This window comes from Pseudomonas sp. RIT-PI-a (assembly GCF_001187875.1).
Lineage (GTDB): Bacteria > Pseudomonadota > Gammaproteobacteria > Pseudomonadales > Pseudomonadaceae > Aquipseudomonas > Aquipseudomonas coleopterorum.
On record NZ_LGIR01000019.1, the window covers coordinates 148625 to 166377 of the forward strand.

Annotated in this window: 14 protein-coding genes; 11 read left to right on the top strand and 3 right to left on the bottom strand. The window is 62.6% G+C overall.

Annotated features, from left to right (window positions below; genetic code table 11):
- Window positions 1–59 precede the first annotated feature (59 nt).
- From xerD to AC788_RS14440, 6 genes are all read left to right on the top strand, one after another.
- The gene (gene xerD, locus AC788_RS14415) at window positions 60–956 is read left to right on the top strand and encodes a site-specific tyrosine recombinase XerD (protein ID WP_049861277.1); all 897 of its coding nucleotides are present in this window, start codon (window positions 60–62) and stop codon (window positions 954–956) included.
- Window positions 957–1098: 142 nt separating this feature from the next.
- Window positions 1099–1833: a DsbC family protein gene (locus AC788_RS14420; protein WP_049861278.1), complete on the top strand. Its 735-nt coding sequence runs from the start codon at window positions 1099–1101 to the stop codon at window positions 1831–1833.
- Window positions 1834–1926: 93 nt separating this feature from the next.
- Entirely contained in the window at window positions 1927–3231 is a 1305-nt protein-coding gene (locus tag AC788_RS14425; RefSeq protein ID WP_049861279.1) for a homoserine dehydrogenase, read from the top strand.
- Between the two features lie 25 nt (window positions 3232–3256).
- Window positions 3257–4666, top strand: coding sequence for a threonine synthase (thrC, locus tag AC788_RS14430; RefSeq protein WP_049861280.1), 1410 nt, complete (start codon window positions 3257–3259; stop codon window positions 4664–4666).
- A 134-nt stretch (window positions 4667–4800) separates the two neighbouring features.
- Complete coding sequence (locus AC788_RS14435; protein ID WP_236690527.1) at window positions 4801–8424, top strand: transporter substrate-binding domain-containing protein; 3624 nt, start codon at window positions 4801–4803, stop codon at window positions 8422–8424.
- Window positions 8425–8509: 85 nt separating this feature from the next.
- On the top strand, window positions 8510–8977 hold the full coding sequence (locus tag AC788_RS14440; RefSeq protein WP_152965752.1) for a response regulator: 468 nt from the start codon (window positions 8510–8512) through the stop codon (window positions 8975–8977).
- A 40-nt stretch (window positions 8978–9017) separates the two neighbouring features.
- On the opposite strand, the gene AC788_RS14445 is transcribed toward AC788_RS14440, so the two are convergent.
- Window positions 9018–9680, bottom strand: a complete 663-nt coding sequence (locus tag AC788_RS14445) for a response regulator transcription factor (RefSeq protein ID WP_152965753.1) — start codon at window positions 9678–9680, stop codon at window positions 9018–9020.
- Between the two features lie 251 nt (window positions 9681–9931).
- Here AC788_RS14445 and AC788_RS14450 point away from each other — a divergent pair, with 251 nt between their 5' ends.
- Window positions 9932–10222 carry a DUF3509 domain-containing protein gene (locus AC788_RS14450; RefSeq protein WP_049861281.1) on the top strand — a complete coding sequence of 97 codons (291 nt, stop codon included), beginning with the start codon at window positions 9932–9934 and terminating at the stop codon, window positions 10220–10222.
- A 79-nt stretch (window positions 10223–10301) separates the two neighbouring features.
- Here the strand turns inward: AC788_RS14450 and AC788_RS14455 are convergent, their stop codons facing one another.
- On the bottom strand, window positions 10302–11228 hold the full coding sequence (locus AC788_RS14455) for a TIGR02285 family protein (protein ID WP_236690528.1): 927 nt from the start codon (window positions 11226–11228) through the stop codon (window positions 10302–10304).
- Window positions 11229–11406: 178 nt separating this feature from the next.
- On the opposite strand from AC788_RS14455, the gene AC788_RS14460 reads away from it, so the two are divergent.
- The 3 genes from AC788_RS14460 to AC788_RS14470 all read left to right on the top strand — a co-directional run bounded on the left by AC788_RS14460 (window position 11407) and on the right by AC788_RS14470 (window position 14941).
- A complete protein-coding gene (locus AC788_RS14460; RefSeq protein ID WP_049861282.1) occupies window positions 11407–11946 on the top strand; it encodes a YaeQ family protein in 540 nt (179 codons plus the stop codon).
- Between the two features lie 56 nt (window positions 11947–12002).
- Complete coding sequence (recJ, locus tag AC788_RS14465) at window positions 12003–13712, top strand: single-stranded-DNA-specific exonuclease RecJ (protein ID WP_049861283.1); 1710 nt, start codon at window positions 12003–12005, stop codon at window positions 13710–13712.
- A gap of 122 nt (window positions 13713–13834) precedes the next feature.
- Window positions 13835–14941, top strand: a complete 1107-nt coding sequence (locus AC788_RS14470) for an NADH:flavin oxidoreductase/NADH oxidase (protein ID WP_049861284.1) — start codon at window positions 13835–13837, stop codon at window positions 14939–14941.
- Window positions 14942–15017: 76 nt separating this feature from the next.
- Here AC788_RS14470 and AC788_RS14475 read toward each other — a convergent pair whose 3' ends face one another.
- Window positions 15018–16631 carry a glucan biosynthesis protein D gene (locus AC788_RS14475; protein WP_049861285.1) on the bottom strand — a complete coding sequence of 538 codons (1614 nt, stop codon included), beginning with the start codon at window positions 16629–16631 and terminating at the stop codon, window positions 15018–15020.
- Between the two features lie 290 nt (window positions 16632–16921).
- On the opposite strand from AC788_RS14475, the gene AC788_RS14480 reads away from it, so the two are divergent.
- Window positions 16922–17677: a tellurite resistance TerB family protein gene (locus AC788_RS14480; protein ID WP_049861286.1), complete on the top strand. Its 756-nt coding sequence runs from the start codon at window positions 16922–16924 to the stop codon at window positions 17675–17677.
- Window positions 17678–17753: the final 76 nt, after the last annotated feature.

Genomic DNA, 17753 nt, shown 5'->3' on the forward strand with positions numbered 1-17753 from the left:
CGTCGCCCTGACTCTGCGCCCTGTTATCATCCCCGGACCCCCACAACCCTACGATCTCGATGCCAGCCCTAGACCACCCCCTGATCGACCAATTCCTCGATGCCTTATGGCTGGAAAAAGGCCTCTCGCAAAACAGTCGCGACGCCTATCGCAGTGACCTTGCCCTGTTCAACGGCTGGCTGCATGAGCGCGGCATCGCGCTGGAGGCCGCCGGCCGCGAGGTGCTGCTCGATCACCTGGCCTGGCGGGTCGAACAGGGTTACAAGGCGCGTTCTACAGCGCGGCTGCTGTCGGGCGCACGCGGTTTCTACCGGTACTTGCTGCGCGAGAAGCTGATCGGCAGCGATCCGACCTTGCAGATCGATATGCCGCAGCTGGGCAAGCCGTTGCCCAAATCATTGTCCGAAGCCGACGTCGAGGCGCTGTTGCAGGCGCCGGACCTGAGCGAGCCGATCGGCCAACGTGACCGCGCCATGCTCGAGGTGCTGTATGCCTGCGGCCTGCGGGTGACCGAATTGATCAGCCTGACCCTGGATCAGGTCAATCTGCGCCAGGGCGTGTTGCGCGTGGTGGGCAAGGGCAACAAGGAACGCTTGGTGCCCATGGGCGAGGAGGCCGTGGTTTGGGTCGAGCGCTACCTGCGCGATGGACGCCATGAACTGCTTGGCGGCAGGCCCAGTGATGTCGTCTTTCCCAGCCAGCGTGGCGAGCAGATGACCCGGCAGACGTTCTGGCATCGCATCAAGCATCAAGCTCAGGTCGCCGGCATCGCCAAGTCGTTGTCGCCGCACACGCTGCGTCATGCGTTCGCCACCCATCTGCTCAACCATGGCGCGGATCTGCGCGTGGTGCAGATGCTGCTCGGCCACAGCGATCTGTCGACCACGCAGATCTATACCCACGTGGCACGCGCGCGTCTGCAGGATCTGCATGCCAAACACCATCCACGGGGATGAAATCGGACGATTCGGCTCTGTGTCGAGCGTTGTCCGCAGTCGGTCTTGCCCAATGAATGTGGTAGGCTTGCCCGGTTTATGCAGCGGGCCGTGACGAGTTGATCGTCCATCGCCCCTCAAGTCCGTCGCTCCAGGAGTTCCCATGCGCGTGACCCGTCTTTTCGCCGCCGCAGCCCTTGCGTTGGCCAGCACCTTTGCCGTGGCCGACCCGGCTGCGGAGCAAGCCATTCGCAAGACCCTGCAGACCTTGCAACTGGAAGTCCCTATCGAAAGCGTGGGCGCAAGCCCGCTCAATGGCCTGTACGAGGTCAAGCTCAAGGGCGGTCGCGTGCTGTATGCCAGCGCCGACGGCCAGTTCGTCATGCAGGGCTACCTGTTCCAGATTCAGGACGGCAAGCCGGTCAACCTGACCGAGAAGACCGAACGGCTAGCCATCGCCAAGACCATCAACGCCATTCCGGTCGCCGATACCGTGGTGTACCCGGCGGTGGGCGAAACCAAATCGCACATTACCGTATTCACCGACACCACCTGCCCGTACTGCCACAAGCTGCACGCCGAAGTCCCCGAGCTGAACCGCATGGGTGTCGAGGTCCGCTACGTGGCGTTCCCGCGCCAGGGTCTGAAATCGGCCGGTGACGAACAACTGCAGGCCGTCTGGTGCTCCAAGGACCGCAAGGCGGCCATGGACAAGATGGTCTCGGGCGATACCATCAAGGCACCTTCCTGCGTCAATCCGGTTGCCAAGCAGTTCGAGCTGGGCCAGTCGATCGGTGTCAGCGGCACGCCAGCCATCGTGCTGGAAAACGGGCAGGTCATTCCTGGCTACCAGCCGGCTGCGAACGTGGCCAAGCTGGCGCTCGACGCGAAAGGCTGAGCGGCACTCGCACGTCATCAATAGCCGCGGGCTCAGGGCCTGCGGCCAGTATCACGACCGTCATCTGGGCGGTCGTTTCATGGGGAGTTCAGAGTGAAACCGGTCAAAGTAGGCATCTGTGGGTTAGGTACCGTCGGTGGCGGCACCTTCAACGTACTTCAGCGCAACGCCGAGGAGATTGCCCGCCGTGCCGGGCGCGGTATTGAAGTGGCGCAGATTGCGATGCGCTCGCCGAACCCCAACTGCCAGATTACCGGTACCCCCATCACCAACGATGTCTTCGCAGTGGCCGGCAACCCGGAGATCGATATCGTCATCGAGCTGATCGGTGGCTACACCGTCGCGCGCGAACTGGTGCTCAAGGCCATCGAGAACGGCAAGCACGTGGTCACCGCCAACAAGGCGCTGATTGCCGTGCACGGCAACGAGATTTTCGCCAAGGCGCGCGAGAAGGGCGTGATCGTCGCGTTCGAAGCTGCGGTTGCCGGCGGCATCCCGGTGATCAAGGCGATTCGCGAAGGTTTGTCGGCCAACCGTATCAACTGGGTAGCGGGCATCATCAACGGTACGGGCAACTTCATCCTGACCGAAATGCGCGAGAAGGGCCGTACCTTCGAAGACGTCCTGGCCGAAGCACAGGCACTGGGCTACGCCGAAGCCGATCCGACCTTCGACGTGGAAGGCATCGATGCCGCGCACAAGCTGACGATCCTGGCGTCCATCGCCTTCGGCATCCCGTTGCAGTTCGACAAGGCCTACACAGAAGGCATCACTCGCCTGACCACGGCCGACGTCAACTATGCCGAAGCCCTGGGCTACCGCATCAAGCACCTGGGCGTGGCACGCAGTACCGAGCGCGGCATCGAGTTGCGCGTCCATCCGACGCTGATCCCGGCTGATCGCCTGATCGCCAATGTCAATGGCGTGATGAATGCGGTGATGGTCAACGGCGATGCAGCCGGTTCCACCCTGTTCTACGGTGCCGGTGCTGGCATGGAGCCCACCGCTTCGAGCGTGGTCGCCGACCTGGTCGACGTGGTCCGGGCCATGACCTCGGACCCGGAGAATCGTGTTCCCCACCTCGCTTTCCAGCCAGACTCGCTCTCCGCCCACCCGATCCTGCCGATCGAGGCGTGTGAAAGTGCCTACTACCTGCGTATCCAGGCCAAGGATCATCCGGGAGTGCTGGCACAGGTGGCGAGCATCCTGTCCGAGCGCGGCATCAACATCGAGTCGATCATGCAGAAGGAGGTCGAGGAACACGACGGCCTGGTGCCGATGATCCTGCTGACCCACCGCGTCGTCGAACAGCACATCAATGATGCCATCAAGGCGCTGGAAGCCTTGCAGGGCGTCGTCGGGCCGGTTGTGCGCATCCGTGTCGAGCACTTGAACTAAGCGGCAGCTGCCAGAGGAATTCGCAATGCGTTATATCAGTACTCGCGGTCAGGCCCCGGCCCTGAACTTCGAAGAGGTCCTGCTCGCCGGCCTGGCCAGCGATGGCGGCCTGTATGTGCCGGAGAATCTGCCGCGTTTCACCCAGGAAGAAATTGCCTCGTGGGCAGGCCTGCCTTACCACGAGCTGGCCTTCCGAGTGATGCGCCCGTTCGTCACCGGCAGCATCCCGGATGCCGATTTCAAGAAGATTCTCGAAGACACCTACGGGGTGTTCGCCCACGCCTCGATCGCGCCGCTGCGCCAGCTGGGCGGCAACGAGTGGGTAATGGAGCTGTTTCACGGCCCAACCCTGGCGTTCAAGGACTTTGCCCTGCAGTTGCTGGGTCGTCTGCTCGACTACGTACTGGCCAAGCGCGGCCAGCGTGTGGTGATCATTGGCGCCACCAGTGGTGACACCGGCTCGGCGGCGATCGAAGGCTGCAAGCACTGCGAGAACGTCGACATCTTCATCCTGCACCCGCATGAACGCGTATCGGCAGTGCAGCGTCGGCAGATGACCACGATCGGCGGCGACAACGTGCACAACATCGCCATCGAAGGCAACTTCGACGACTGCCAGGAAATGGTCAAGAACAGCTTCGCCGACCAGAGCTTCCTCAAGGGCACGCCGCTGGTTGCGGTGAACTCGATCAACTGGGCGCGGATCATGGCCCAGATCGTCTATTACTTCCATGCCGCGCTGCAGCTGGGCGGGCCCGCGCGTTCGGTGGCATTCTCGGTGCCGACCGGCAATTTCGGCGACATCTTCGCCGGTTACCTGGCACGCAACATGGGCCTGCCGATCAACCAGTTGGTGGTGGCCACCAACCGCAACGACATCCTGCACCGCTTCATGAGCGGCAACCAGTACGTCAAGGAAACCCTGCACGCCACGTTGTCGCCGTCGATGGACATCATGGTGTCGTCGAACTTCGAGCGTCTGCTGTTCGATCTGCACGGTCGCAACGGCGCGGCCATTGCCGGCCTCATGGACAACTTCCGCAAGGGCGGCGGTTTCAGTGTCGAGCAGGAGCGCTGGACCGAGGCGCGCAAGTTGTTCGACTCGCTGGCGGTCAGTGACGAGCAGACCTGCGAGACCATCGCCCAGGTGTTCGCCGAGTGCGGCGAAGTTCTCGATCCGCACACGGCCATTGGCGTGCGCGCGGCCCGCGAGTGCCGACGCAGCCTGGATACGCCCATGGTCGTGCTGGGTACCGCGCATCCGGTCAAATTCCCTGAGGCGGTACAGAAGGCGGGTGTGGGCAGGGCGCTGGAGCTGCCACCGCACCTGGTCGATCTGTTCGAGCGCGAAGAGAAGTGCACTGTACTGCCCAATGACCTGTCGGCCGTACAAGCCTTCGTGAGTCAGCACGGCAACCGCGGCAAGCCGCTCTGACGGTACGCAGCAGCGCGCCTGACGCGATCTGAAACACATAAAGCCCGCTCGATGCGGGCTTTCTGCTTTTTACAGTGCCAAGCTTATGCAACTTTTTCCCAGGCCCTTTCGGCCCGCAGGCAAGGATGCACGGCATGAGACCCAAACCGACCTCGTTTTTCACGCGCGCAGGGGCGATGGCGTGGGCGGCGGGGCTTTTGGTGGGCGCCTGCATCCTTTTGCCCGGCTTGGCCACTGCCGCCCAGAGTCTGCCTTTCGCGCTCGTCGCACCGTTCGCCCAGCTCGCGCCCCTGCCGCTTTCCAGTGCCGAGCAGCAATGGTTGCAGCGCCACGGGACGCTCCGCGTCGGCGTTTCATTGGCTGACTATGAACCCATCGATATCACCAGTGAGCGCAACCGCTATCAAGGCGTGAGCGCCGATTACCTGAGCCTGATCGGTAGCCGCCTGGGGGTTGAATTGCGAGTACTGGGCTTCGCCCAGCGCAGCGAAGCGGTGCAGGCACTCAAGGATGGCGAAATCGACCTGCTGACCAGCGCCAATGGGTATGAACAGGCTATCGGCGGCCTGGCGTTCACCAAGGAGTACATGCCCGACCATGGTGTTATCGTGCGGCGCGTCGGTAGCAGGGGGGGGAGCGGCCTGGCTGGACAGAAGGTCGCGCTGGTGGATGGCTACGCCGACGACGCTACGGTGCAGCGCGTGTATCCGGACAGCCGCATCGTCATGGCACCCAGCCTGAGCAGCGGCCTGCAAGCGCTGCATCAGGGCGATGTCGATGCGATGATCAGCAACGAAGTCATCGTGCGTGCCTACAATGCGCTGCGTCCCTACCTCGATCTGGACATCATCGGCCCCAGTGGCCTGCCCCCGGTGGGGTACACCATCGCCAGTCGCAAGGCCGATCCTTTACTGGGACAGATGGTCGAGCGGGCGCTGGCCAGCATCGACGACGGTTTGCGCCGTGAGATCCTGACCCGCTGGACCACTGGGCTGGGTTCGGAAATCGGTCACCACCGGGTCCCGCTGGAACCCGCCGAGCAAGCCTGGATCGCCCGGCACCGACAGGTTCGCGTGGTTGCGACCCAGTATCCGCCCTACCTGTACCGAGATCGGCAGGGGAACTGGGTAGGGCTCAACAGTGAGGTGCTGGCGACCCTGTCGCACATGACGGGACTGCAGTTCGTCTATCTGCCTTCCAGTTCCATGGCCCAGAGCCTGGACATGCTCAAGCATGGCCAGGCCGACATGAACACCACGCTCTCGGAAACCCCGGAACGCAAGGCGTTCCTCAGCTTCAGCCATTCCTTCGGGGGCCAGGGTTGGGTCTTCATCGTTCGCGCCGAGGATCTGCCCATCGGCCATCTGGACGAGCTCGCCGGCAAGGTACTGGCGATTCCGGCCGAACATGCCCTGGAAAGCGCGATCCGCAGCCAGTACCCGCAGATCAAACTGGTTCTGGTCAGCACCTACGACAAGGCGCGCGAGATGGTTGCCAGTGGCGAGGCGGATGCAACCATCGACAGTGAAGTCGGGGCCTATCGCGCAGTGGGACGGTATCCGCCTGGCGTGCTCAAGGTCGGACGCAATGTCGATGGCGAATGGTCACCCGATCGTTTCGCCATTCGCGCCTCGGAGCCCGAGCTGACGGCGATCATCAACAAAGCGCTGGAAGCGTATCCGGTAGCCGAACTGCGCGCGGCGCGCTTGAAATGGCTGGGTGCGGTGGTGCCGCCAGAGCCCATGTGGCAGCGCATTGCCACGTGGGTCTATTGGCTGCTGGCAGTGGCCCTGGTGCTGGGCGCCGTGTCACTGGTGTGGAGCGGCCGACTCAAGGCGCAGATACGTCAGCGACTCGAGGCCGAGCATGCGCTCAACGATCAGCTCGCCTTCCAGCGCGCATTGCTCGATGGCATTCCCAGCCCCATCTATGTGCGCGATCTGCAGGCACGGCTGTTGTCCTGCAACAAGAGCTACGAGCAGAGCTTCGCGACGCGCTTGCAAGACATCAAGGGTCGCACGTTGCAGGAGGTTGTCGTGGTGAACTCGGACGAGGCCGAGCAGATGCATCGCGACTACCTCAAGCTGCTGGACGATCAGCAACCGGTATCCGCTGATCGGCAGATCCAGATGCACGGCCGCAAGGTGCATGCCTGGCAATGGATCGTGCCGTTCTACAATGCCGAGGGCCAGCTTCAGGGCTTGCTGGGCGGCTGGATCGACATTTCCGAGCGCAAGCGCCTCGAAGATCAACTGGTAGAGGCTCGGCACACCGCCGAGCAGGCAAACCAGGCCAAGAGCGCCTTTCTGGCGACCATGAGCCATGAGATTCGTACGCCCATGGCGGCCATCATCGGCTTGCTCGAGTTGGAGCGTGAGCGACGCCGGCGGGACGAGCAACCGGTGTCCGAGGCGCTCGAGGGGGCCTGGCGTTCGGCCCAGGAGCTTGTCGCCCTGATCGGCGACAGTCTGGACCTGGCGAAGATCGAATCAGGCAGCCTGCAACTGGCCGAGCAGGTGACCGAAGTCCGGCCGTTCTTCGAAGGCATGCTCAGCCTGTTTTCGGCCCAGGCACAGCGCAAGGGCATTGCGCTCGATCTCGACATCGCACCGGCCATGGCCAGCACGTTCTGGTTCGATCCGTTGCGGTTGCGGCAGGGGGTGCACAACCTGCTCGGCAACGCCTTGAAATTTACCCGCCAAGGCAGCGTGCGCCTGGCTGTCGACGCGCAGCTGCTCAACCCGGGCCAGTGGCGGATGACCATTGTCGTCAGCGACACGGGCGCGGGCATGACGCCTGGGCAACAGGCCAGATTGTTCAAACCGTTCGTTCAGGGTGGCGTGGACCTGCAACAGGAATCCATCGGTACCGGCCTGGGTTTGACCATCTGCAAGCAGTTGGTCCAACTGATGGGCGGCACGATCAACCTGCACAGTACCGAAGGCGTGGGAACGCGAGTCGAAGTGCAGATCGATGTACGCCACGATGCAGAGCCCGCGGCGGCAATGGCTCCTGTCCAACCGAGGCCCGACACCGCCGCGCTGGACATTCTGGTGGTGGATGACCTGTCGGCCAATCGGATGGTGTTGACCCAGCAGTTGCAGTTTCTGGGGCATCGGGTGCAGGACGCCAGCGACGGTGTGACGGCGCTGGCTGCCTGGCAAGCCGGGCATTACGATCTGGTGCTCACCGACTGCAACATGCCAGGCATGAATGGCCACGCCCTGTGCCAAGCCATCCGCCAGCAGGAAGCGCTATCCGGTGCACGTCCGGTTCGGGTTATCGGCTGTACCGCCAATGCCATGCAGGATGAGCGGTTGCGCTGTGCCGAAGCGGGCATGGATGAACTGCTGGTCAAGCCAATAGCCCTGGACAGGCTGGCTCAGATCATCGCCGACCTGCAGCAGGGTCCGGCATTCTCCATGCAGGCGCTGCAACGTCTGACCCAGGCCAATGAAAAGGTCATGCGACGAATGCTCGACGAGTTCTCCCGGAATCTGGAGGCAGAGGCCGGAGCGCTGACCGAGGTCGTCGAGGCGCTCGACTGGTTACGCCTGCAAGAGGTGCTGCATCGGCTTCAAGGCATTGCTCGTCTTATCGACGCGGAGCCATTGATGCGCGCGCTCGCCGAAGTGGATGCGTGTTGTCAGTTGGGCGATGAGCAGCGATTGCTCGTCGAGGGCAAGGAGCTCCATTGCGAAATCGCAAGGTTGGCCACGGCCATAGCGCGCTGTCGAGAAAATTCCTCGGAAATTTAGGACTTGTCCTATCCCAAGCGTTCCACTTGCCCTTTAGAGTGCCAGGCAATGCGCAGCTCGATGCGCTCCTTCGAGGTTTTCACTCATGCGTTCGCTCAGAGTTCTGGTGCTGGAAGATATTCCGTATCAGTTGATCGCCATGCATCAGGTGCTCAATGCCTGTGGGGTATTCGACGTCCTCACCGCTCAGAGCTTCAACGCGGCCTGTCTCTCGCTGGAAAAGCGCCATGGGGCGGACGTGGCCATTTGCGAGGTGACGATGGCCGGGTTGGACATGGGCGAGCTGATCCGCCATCTGGCCGCGACCGGGCTGGCACGGGCACTGATCCTCTACAGCAATGGCTCGCAGTCAGTCGAACCGCTGGCGGCACTGGCTCGCCAGCATCGGTTGCCATTGTTGGGCGTGTTGTACACGCCCGTGTCGGCTGTCGCGGTGCATGGGCTGCTGCAGGATTACCAGCGTCGAATGGATGTACAGGCCTTGCTACCCTTGCCTGACGTGCACGAGATCAGTTCCTGCGACGGCGTCTGGTCTCTGCCTTTGCGCCCCTAGCGCCGCCCGGTGGTGCGATGCAGGCCCGTCCCGATCCCGGTCATTTCAATCCGTGGGCCTGCATGTAGATATACAACGCCGCATCGTTATCGATGCCCAGCTTGCGCATGGCGCTGACCTTCTGCGCGCTGATCGTCTGCTTGCTGCGGTTGAGTTGGAGAGCGATTTCGTTGACCGAGAGGCCTTGGGCCAGCAGACGTGTTATTTCAAGCTCGCGCGGAGACAGGTCGACATGGCCCGTGAGCTGGCTTGCGGGATTATCACCTGGCAGGGCCAGGATACTTCTTATCGACTGCGCCACGAACGGCTTGTTGCGCTTGAGGCTGGCAATCGCTGCCGGCAATTCGTCGACGAGGCTGGCTTTGCCCAACAGCCCGACCACGCCCAAGTTCAGGATTGCCCGCAGCAGCCCTGGATTGGTCAGCATGGTGACCACCATTACAGGCAGCTTTGGCCAATGCCGGCCGACATACCCGATCAGCCTCAAGCCATCACTCTGATCCCGAGAGGGCATCATGTAGTCGGTGATCAGCAGGTCGCATTCGGTTTCATTCAGGCAGTGCGTCAGCTCCTGTGGCGAGGCGGCTTCGGCCACTACGCGCAAGCCGGGGTCTCGCTCCAGCACGGCGCGCAGGCCGATACGAAAGATCGGATGGTCATCGGCCAGCACGATCCGCAGGGGTGCGCTCAGTGGGTCGGTCAAGGCAGGCTCCGGTGACGGGTAAATCAGGCGGTGAATTCTGGCACAGCTGTGGTCTATTCCTGATCTGTTTTGTAGTCCATTTCTGGCCCTGTAGCCACCAAGCCGCACAATCAGAAAAGTCTTACATTCGTACTGTCATATTCCGAAGGCACTGTCGGAAATAGTCTGACATGGCGAGCCCAGAACTTTTCTCGCTGGGGAGGGGTCAGTGTCATGCACCTTAAGAATTCGAACAGACGAGTGGTGATGCGATGAAGAATATCAGCCTGTTGCTCAATGAAGCCCTGACACCGTATCGCGTGACTCTCGAAGGGCAGGATAGTCTTGGCAATTGCCAGGTCGTGGTCATGGGCGCGGCTGGAAGCGTAGTGACCCAGCGTTCGGTCAACCGCAGCCAATTCGAGGACTTGCGCTCCTTTACCGATGTGGTCGATGGCTTGCGCCGTGACCTGCTGGTTGCCGAGGGGCGCCTCGAACCGTCGATGATTGCAGCGCTGCGCAATGTTTCGCAAAGTGCTGGCTTCAGCCACGCGCTGGCCTGAGCTTGATCAGGCCCTGGCTGTCCAAGAGGTAGGGCCTTTGGCGGGCAGCGCCCGCGCCGCGGCCCTGCCATTTTCCTTCCTACCGCTGGCTGCTCAAGGCCTCGGTGCTCTGTGTATTGAACCTCCGCGCATTGAACAATGCACGGGTTTCGAGCAGATAATCCGACCTCTCATGGGGTGCCAGCCATTGCGCATACAGCTGCGCTAATTGACCACTGCGCAACTCCAGCAGCAAAGGGTTCAGGGCGTCCACTACGCGGCGGCCGGTGGGGCTGTCAGAGCAACCCACATGTACGATCTGTGTTCTTGCCGCGCCCTTGATCGGGACCTGCACCATTTGCTGAGGATCCAAACCTTCCTGGCGCGCCTGATAGCGAGCCTCCAGCCAGTAGCCCAGCAGGGCATGGATCCGCCCCAGTCTTTCCATGCGCAGCAGGCTCCCCATGGCGTCGTTGCCATGATGGGCGAGGATCTGGCGGCTGTCGGCTTCGGCCAGAATGCGGTCGACGACGCTGCCGTAGCTGCGACCGGCAATGATGCCCAGGGCCAGAGTACCGCTGCGCAGCAGGGCGCCAAGGTCGACCTTGCCGTCGTCCATGAAATCGGCGATCAGCGGCAGGTCGATTCGCTGCATGACCAATGTACTGCCCAGCACGTGCATGCTGGGCACTGAATAAAAGATGGTCTGCGCGCGCTGGCGCGTCCAGAGCAGCGCAGGGTCGCAGTAAAGCCCCGGCTCGGCGAGCATCTGCGAGGCGCGCGCGCGGTTGACCCTGAGCACGCTGTGATCGTAGTCCGGCAGCGCTGCGCGCATCAGTGGCAGGGCCTGGTCGACGGCGCCGCGGTTACGGTCAGGCCCTCGGGCTATGGTCAGCGGTGCCAGGTCGCGCAACAGCCATGTGATGGTTTCCCGGCCATGTGCATGGGGTGTGATAAGCAGGCAGGCGCACAGCGCCAGTGACAGTAAAAGGCTGCCGGCCGGCAGGATTTTGAAACATGAGTCCATGGCAGTCCTTGCGCAGGGAGTAGGGCAGGTTGTCCGTTTTTGAAACACCGCACCATCTTTGCACACCCAGGCGTATGATCAAAACGCACCGCAGCGTCGCAGTGGTCTGTGGTGGTCGTTGATCAAGGCCGCATCGGGTAGACTAGCGGCCTTTTCCCGTTCCCAAGAAGCCTGCCTAATGGCCCAGCCGTCGACCACGTACAAATTCGAACTGAACCTGACCGATCTTGACCGCAGCGTTTATGAGAGCGTCAAGCAGACCATTGCCCGTCACCCCTCCGAAACCGAAGAGCGGATGGCGGTGCGCTTGCTGGCGTATGCCCTGTGGTACAACGAGCACCTGTCTTTCGGCCGCGGTCTGTCGGATGTCGATGAAGCCGCGCTGTGGGAAAAAAGTCTGGACGGGCGGATCCTGCATTGGATCGAGGTCGGTCTGCCTGATGCGGAACGTCTCACCTGGTGTTCGCGGCGTACCGAGCGTACCAGTCTGCTGGCCTATGGCAGCCTGCGCGTGTGGCAGACCAAGGTGGTCGATGCGGTCAAGAACCTGAAGAACGTCAACATCGCCGCAGTGCCTCAGGAAGTGCTCGAGACCCTGGCCAAGGACATGCCTCGGGTCATCAAGTGGGACGTCATGATCAGCGAGGGCACGGTGTTCGTCACCGATGACCGCGGTCAGCACGAAGTCCAACTCGAGTGGCTGTTGGGCGAGCGCTAGGCCGCCCGGTTTCACCTTTCCTCTTTTGTCTTGCAGTGAGAACCGCCCCAGGCACCATGCGCATCGAACCCCGTCAGTTGCCCCAGATCCTGCCCTTCCTCGGCGATATGCCGCCCCTGCTGAATCGCCTGTACGCGGCGCGTGGCGTATCGAGTGCGCAGGAGCTGGACAAGAGCCTGGCGCGCCTGATTCCCTTCCAGCGGCTCAAGGGTATCGAAGCCGCTGTCGAGCTGTTGGTGACGGCCATCGACCAGCGTCAGCGCATTCTCATCGTAGGCGACTTCGATGCCGACGGTGCCACAGCCAGTGCGGTGGGGGTGCTCGGGCTGCGCCTGTTGGGCGCTGCCCATGTCGATTACCTGGTGCCCAATCGCTTCGAGTACGGCTACGGCCTGACCCCCGAGATCGTCGAAGTTGCCTTGCAGCGCGAGCCGCAGTTGCTGGTGACGGTCGACAACGGTATTTCCAGCGTCGAGGGCGTGGCGGCGGCCAAGGCTGCCGGGCTGCAGGTGCTGGTGACCGACCACCACTTGCCGGGGCACGAGTTGCCGGCTGCGGATGCCATCGTCAACCCCAATCAGCCGGGCTGCGAGTTCCCGAGCAAGAACCTGGCCGGGGTCGGCGTGATTTTCTACGTGTTGATGGCCCTGCGCGCACGGCTGCGTGAATTGGGACGCTATGCCCAGGTGGCGCAGCCCAACATCGGCGAACTCCTCGATCTGGTGGCGCTGGGCAGCGTGGCCGACGTCGTGCCGCTGGACGCCAACAACCGCATTCTGGTGCATCAGGGGCTGGAGCGAATTCGTGCGGGTCGAGCCCGGCCCGGTATCACAGCGATTCTGGAGGTGGCACGTCGCGAGGCTGCGCGGATCACCTCGACCGATCTGGGCTTTATCCTTGGGCCGCGCCTTAATGCCGCCGGGCGCCTGGACGACATGAGCCTGGGCATCGAGTGCCTGTTGAGCACCGATCTGCCCAGCGCCCAGGCGATTGCCTCGCAGCTCGACGGGTTGAACCAGGACCGCAAGTCGATCGAGCAGGGCATGCAGCGCGAAGCCCTGGCCCAGCTCAAGGACCTGGCGGTGGAATCCATGCCGTTCGGCCTGTGCCTGTTCGACGCGCAATGGCATCAGGGTGTGATCGGCATCCTTGCCTCGCGGCTCAAGGAGCGCTACCACCGGCCAACCATTGCCTTCGCCGATGCGGGCGACGGTTTGCTCAAGGGCTCGGCGCGTTCGGTGCAGGGCTTTCACATTCGCGACGCACTGGATGCCGTGGCGGCCAGTCATCCGCAGTTGATCAGCAAGTTCGGTGGGCATGCCATGGCGGCGGGACTGACCTTGCCGCAGGAGAACTTCCCGGCGTTCTGCGAAGCGTTCGATGCCCAGGTGCGCAGCCAGCTGTGCGAGGAAGACCTGACCGGACGCCTGCTGTCCGACGGCACTTTGGGCGTCGAGGAGTTCCACCTGGAGCTGGCGCGCGCCCTGCGCAATGCCGGGCCCTGGGGGCAGCATTTTCCCGAGCCGATGTTCCATGGCGTGTTTCAACTGGTGGAGCAGCGAGTGGTTGGCGAGCGTCATCTCAAGGTCACGCTCAAGACCGAGTGCGGCAGCGTCAGCCTGGACGGTATCGCCTTCGGCGTCGACCGCGAAGTATGGCCCGACCCATCGGTGCGCTGGGTGCAGCTGGCGTACAAGCTGGACCTCAACGAGTTTCGCGGGCGCGAGACGGTGCAGTTGCTCATTACCCACATCGAGCCGCGCTGACAGGCGGAACCACGGTCGCGGCCGGGTTGTCGACTGGTCTTCAAGAGCGAGATGGGTACGTCCGCCACGGCTATCGGCCGACGGCCTCTCGTCCCACGTGGAACTGCCAACCGAGGTGCCCGATGAGCATGCTGCTCGAACCCTATACCCTCCGCCAGCTGACCCTGCGCAACCGCATTGCGGTTTCACCGATGTGCCAGTACTCCAGCGTCGATGGCCTGGCCAACGACTGGCATCTGGTGCACCTGGGCAGTCGTGCCAGCGGCGGTGCCGGTCTGGTCTTCACCGAAGCCACCGCCGTGACGGCCGATGGTCGCATCACACCGGAAGACCTCGGTCTGTGGAACGACGAGCAGATCGAACCGCTGCAGCGCATCACCCGCTTCATCACCTCACAGGGCGCGGTGCCGGCGATCCAGTTGGCCCACGCCGGGCGCAAAGCCAGTACCTGGCGACCCTGGTTGGGCAAGCATGGCAGTGTGCCGGTCAATGAAGGTGGCTGGGTGCCCGTCGGGCCCTCGCGGATCGCCTTCGACCCACAACACACCGCACCTACTGCGCTGGACGAAGCCGCCATCAAGGACATCGTCCAGGCGTTCGTCGCCGCCACCAAGCGCGCACTGACCGCCAACTTCAAGGTGGTCGAGGTCCATGCGGCCCACGGTTATCTGCTGCACCAATTCCTGTCGCCGCTCAGCAATCAGCGTCAGGATCAGTATGGGGGTAGTTTCGAAAACCGAATTCGTCTGACCCTGGAGGTCACTCAGGCGATTCGAGATGTGTGGCCGGCGGAATTGCCCGTGTTCGTCCGCGTATCCGCGACCGATTGGGTCGAAGACGGCTGGAACCCGGATGAAACCGTGGAGTTGGCCAAACGCTTGAAGGCGCTGGGCGTGGACTTGGTCGACGTGTCGTCGGGTGGTACTTCGGCCAATGCCGAAATTCCAACCGGACCAGGCTATCAGACGCGCTTTGCCGAGCGGGTTCGCAAGGAAGCGGATCTCGCCACGGGCACCGTGGGCATGATCACCGACCCGGCCCAGGCCGAGCACATCCTGCGCACCGGTCAGGCTGACATCATCCTGCTTGCGCGTGAACTGCTGCGTGATCCGTACTGGCCCCTGCACGCCGACGAAGACCTGGGCGGTCGCCTGGCGACCTGGCCAGCCCAGTACCAGCGCGCCACCCACCGCGATCAGCCGATCCTGGAATCGGATCTGCGCGACTGATCGCCGTCTGGCGTTTCAATGATGGCATCTTTGCCCCTGGAACCTGGGGGCAAAGATGCCAGGCCGCTTCAGTCCATCAGACGTACTTGCGCTTTTCCGGAGCCGGAGGGAAGTACTGGTAGAGCCAGGTTTCGCTCAACGTGCGCCCCTGGGTCTTGATGAACAAGCGCATGTCCACCGGATCGACGCTGTCGCTGGTGGGGTACCAGTCGAACAGCACGCGGAAGCCCTTGATGTCAGGCAACTCCAACACCTGAATGTCCTGCACCTTGCCGCCCGAGGCCGTGATGATGGGTTCGATCGGCGTTTTCAGCGATTCCAGCCCGCCACCGGTGAAGTCCACGGCGAACCGTCGTGCCCAGACGTTGGGGTAATGCTCGCCCGGCGCCCAGCCTTCGGTGAAACCACCCATCCCGGAGCGCGTTGCCGCGACACGCGCAAGGGGCGTGCCGACCGGTGCCAGGGCACTCCAGTACAGCTTGTAGCCGAAATTCAGGGAATTGCCGGCCTTGACCGGATTCTTGGGTGTCCAGAAGGCGACGATGTTGTCCATGGTTTCACCGGTGGTCGGCAGCTCCACCAGATCGATGGCGCCTTCGCCCCAGGCGGTGGTTGGCTCGACCCACAGGCTCGGACGCTTGTGGTACCAATCGACCGTATCCTGATAGTTGCTGAAGTTGTGGTCGGTCTGGATCAGGCCGAAGCCTTTTGGATCGACATCGGCAAAAGCGTTGAACCGCACGCGGTCCGGGTTGTTCAGCGGTCGGCAGATCCATTCGCCATTGCCGCGCCACATGGCCAGGCGATCCGAATCGTGGATCTGTGGATGGATGGTGTCGCACATGCGCCGCTCGTGGTTGCCGCAGCTGAACATGCTGGTCATCGGTGCCACTCCCAGCTGCTCGATGTCCTGACGCGCGTTGATGTGCGCATCGATGTCCATGACCACGCGCTCTGCCTGGCAATCGATGTCGAAGCGATAGGCGCCGGTGGCACTCGGTGAGTCGAGCAGGGCGTAGACCACGAAGCGGGTGCTGTCCTTGCTTGGCGTTTCGAACCAGAACTTGGTGAAGTCGGGAAATTCTTCCTGCTTCTTGGCATAGGTGTCGATCGCCAGGCCGCGCGCGGACAGACCGTACTGGCCTGTGGCATCGACGGCGCGGAAGTAGCTGGCGCCGAGGAAGGACACCACGTCATGGCGTTCGAGGTTGGGCGCCTTGAACAGCTTGAAGCCGGCGAAGCCCAGGTCGCCCTTGAGCTGCGAGGTGTCGACCGTGGTGTTCTGGTAGTTGAACAGCGGCGGATGGAAATGCACTTCGCGCGCCTGCTTGCGATCGGCATCGACGCTGTACATGCGCACCGGGGTGCGGAAGCCCATGCCGACGTGGAAGAACTGTACGTCCAGCTGGCCATTGAGGTCGTTCCACAACGAATGGTTGGCGTCGTAGCCAATCGCATTGAATTGCTGTGGCGTCATGTTTGCCAGGGTCGGGGGCAGGGTCTGCTTGTTGCTGACATAGGCCTGTGCGGCCAGGCTCTTGGCCTGGGCCTTGAGCATGTCGAAGCTGAACGGCTCGGCTTCGCCATCGGCGGTGGCGGCCAGGGCCTGGGCGGCGAACAGCCCGGTGCCGGACAGTCCGGTATAGGCCGCGAGGGCCATCGACGCTTTCAGAAGGTGTCTGCGGTGCATAGCTAACCTGTTCTGAATCAACCTCGGTCGCTCCAAGCGACCTGCGAGGCTCAAATGGGAAGGTTTGGGCCTGCCTTGTCCAAACGCAGCGAACTGTACACAGATACCGGAATGACGGATGTGTTCGCAAACTCCTGTAAAAAAGTTTTCCGGATATGTCCCCGTCGCCCCCTCGATCGACCGTTGTGGTCGAGCATTTGCGCAACATCCCGAAGCAAATCACCATTCGAGCCAAGCAACGGAATGCCCTTACTCTCGTCAAACGTTTCTCCCATTGACGAGACCAAAAAATGAACACGCGTGGCTTGCTCGACCAGTTGTTCAAATCCGGCCAGGAGCTGCTGAAGAACAAAAGCGGCGGTGGCTCTTCACCTCTGGGTGGCGCCGGTGGTGCCGGTGGTGTCGCCGGTGCACTCGGCGGTCTGCTTTCCGGCAAAGGCGGCGCGGGCGGCGCGTTGGGTGGCCTGTTGTCCGGCGGCAAGGGCGCGCTGACCGGTGGCGCCATGGGCCTGCTGCTCGGCAACAAGAGCGCACGCAAGTACGGCGGCAAGGCGTTGGCCTATGGTGGCCTGGCAGCGTTGGGCGTCATTGCCTACAAGGCCTATGGCAACTGGCAGGCCCAGCAGCAGAGCGCGCCACGTGGCGAGCCGCAGACGGTCGACCGGGTGCCGCCCCAGCAGGTCGAGGAACACAGCCAGGCCATCCTCAAGGCGCTGGTTGCGGCAGCCAAGTCCGACGGCCATGTGGACGAACGCGAGCGTGAACTGATCGAAGGTGAGTTCACCCGTCTGGATTCGGACAACGAGCTGCAGCAGTGGCTACACGCCGAATTGAACAAGCCGCTGGACCCGGTGGATGTAGCACGCGCTGCCAAGACCCCGGAGATAGCCGCCGAGATGTACATCGCCAGCGTCATGATGGTGGATCAGGAGCACTTCATGGAGCGGGCCTACCTGGACGAACTGGCCAAGCAGCTGTCCCTCGACCCTGCGCTGAAACTGGAACTGGAAAAGCAGGTTCGTCAGGCCGAAGCCCAGGTCGCGTGAGGTGAATAGACGGGTTGAACGGAGGGCGTCACCGTTCATCCGTCGATCGCGACGTCGGTCGGCAATAGTCATGCAT

Bases quoted from the DNA above. Each gene is read 5' to 3' on its own strand.
- AC788_RS14475 (WP_049861285.1), bottom strand. From the start codon at position 16,631: ATGCACCGCAGACACCTTCTGAAAGCGTCGATGGCCCTCGCGGCCTAT.
- AC788_RS14460 (WP_049861282.1), top strand. From the start codon at position 11,407: ATGGCCCAGCCGTCGACCACGTACAAATTCGAACTGAACCTGACCGAT.
- thrC (WP_049861280.1), top strand. From the start codon at position 3,257: ATGCGTTATATCAGTACTCGCGGTCAGGCCCCGGCCCTGAACTTCGAA.
- AC788_RS14420 (WP_049861278.1), top strand. From the start codon at position 1,099: ATGCGCGTGACCCGTCTTTTCGCCGCCGCAGCCCTTGCGTTGGCCAGC.
- AC788_RS14480 (WP_049861286.1), top strand. From the start codon at position 16,922: ATGAACACGCGTGGCTTGCTCGACCAGTTGTTCAAATCCGGCCAGGAG.
- AC788_RS14435 (WP_236690527.1), top strand. From the start codon at position 4,801: ATGAGACCCAAACCGACCTCGTTTTTCACGCGCGCAGGGGCGATGGCG.
- recJ (WP_049861283.1), top strand. From the start codon at position 12,003: ATGCGCATCGAACCCCGTCAGTTGCCCCAGATCCTGCCCTTCCTCGGC.
- AC788_RS14440 (WP_152965752.1), top strand. From the start codon at position 8,510: ATGCGTTCGCTCAGAGTTCTGGTGCTGGAAGATATTCCGTATCAGTTG.
- AC788_RS14450 (WP_049861281.1), top strand. From the start codon at position 9,932: ATGAAGAATATCAGCCTGTTGCTCAATGAAGCCCTGACACCGTATCGC.
- AC788_RS14470 (WP_049861284.1), top strand. From the start codon at position 13,835: ATGAGCATGCTGCTCGAACCCTATACCCTCCGCCAGCTGACCCTGCGC.
- AC788_RS14455 (WP_236690528.1), bottom strand. From the start codon at position 11,228: ATGGACTCATGTTTCAAAATCCTGCCGGCCGGCAGCCTTTTACTGTCA.
- xerD (WP_049861277.1), top strand. From the start codon at position 60: ATGCCAGCCCTAGACCACCCCCTGATCGACCAATTCCTCGATGCCTTA.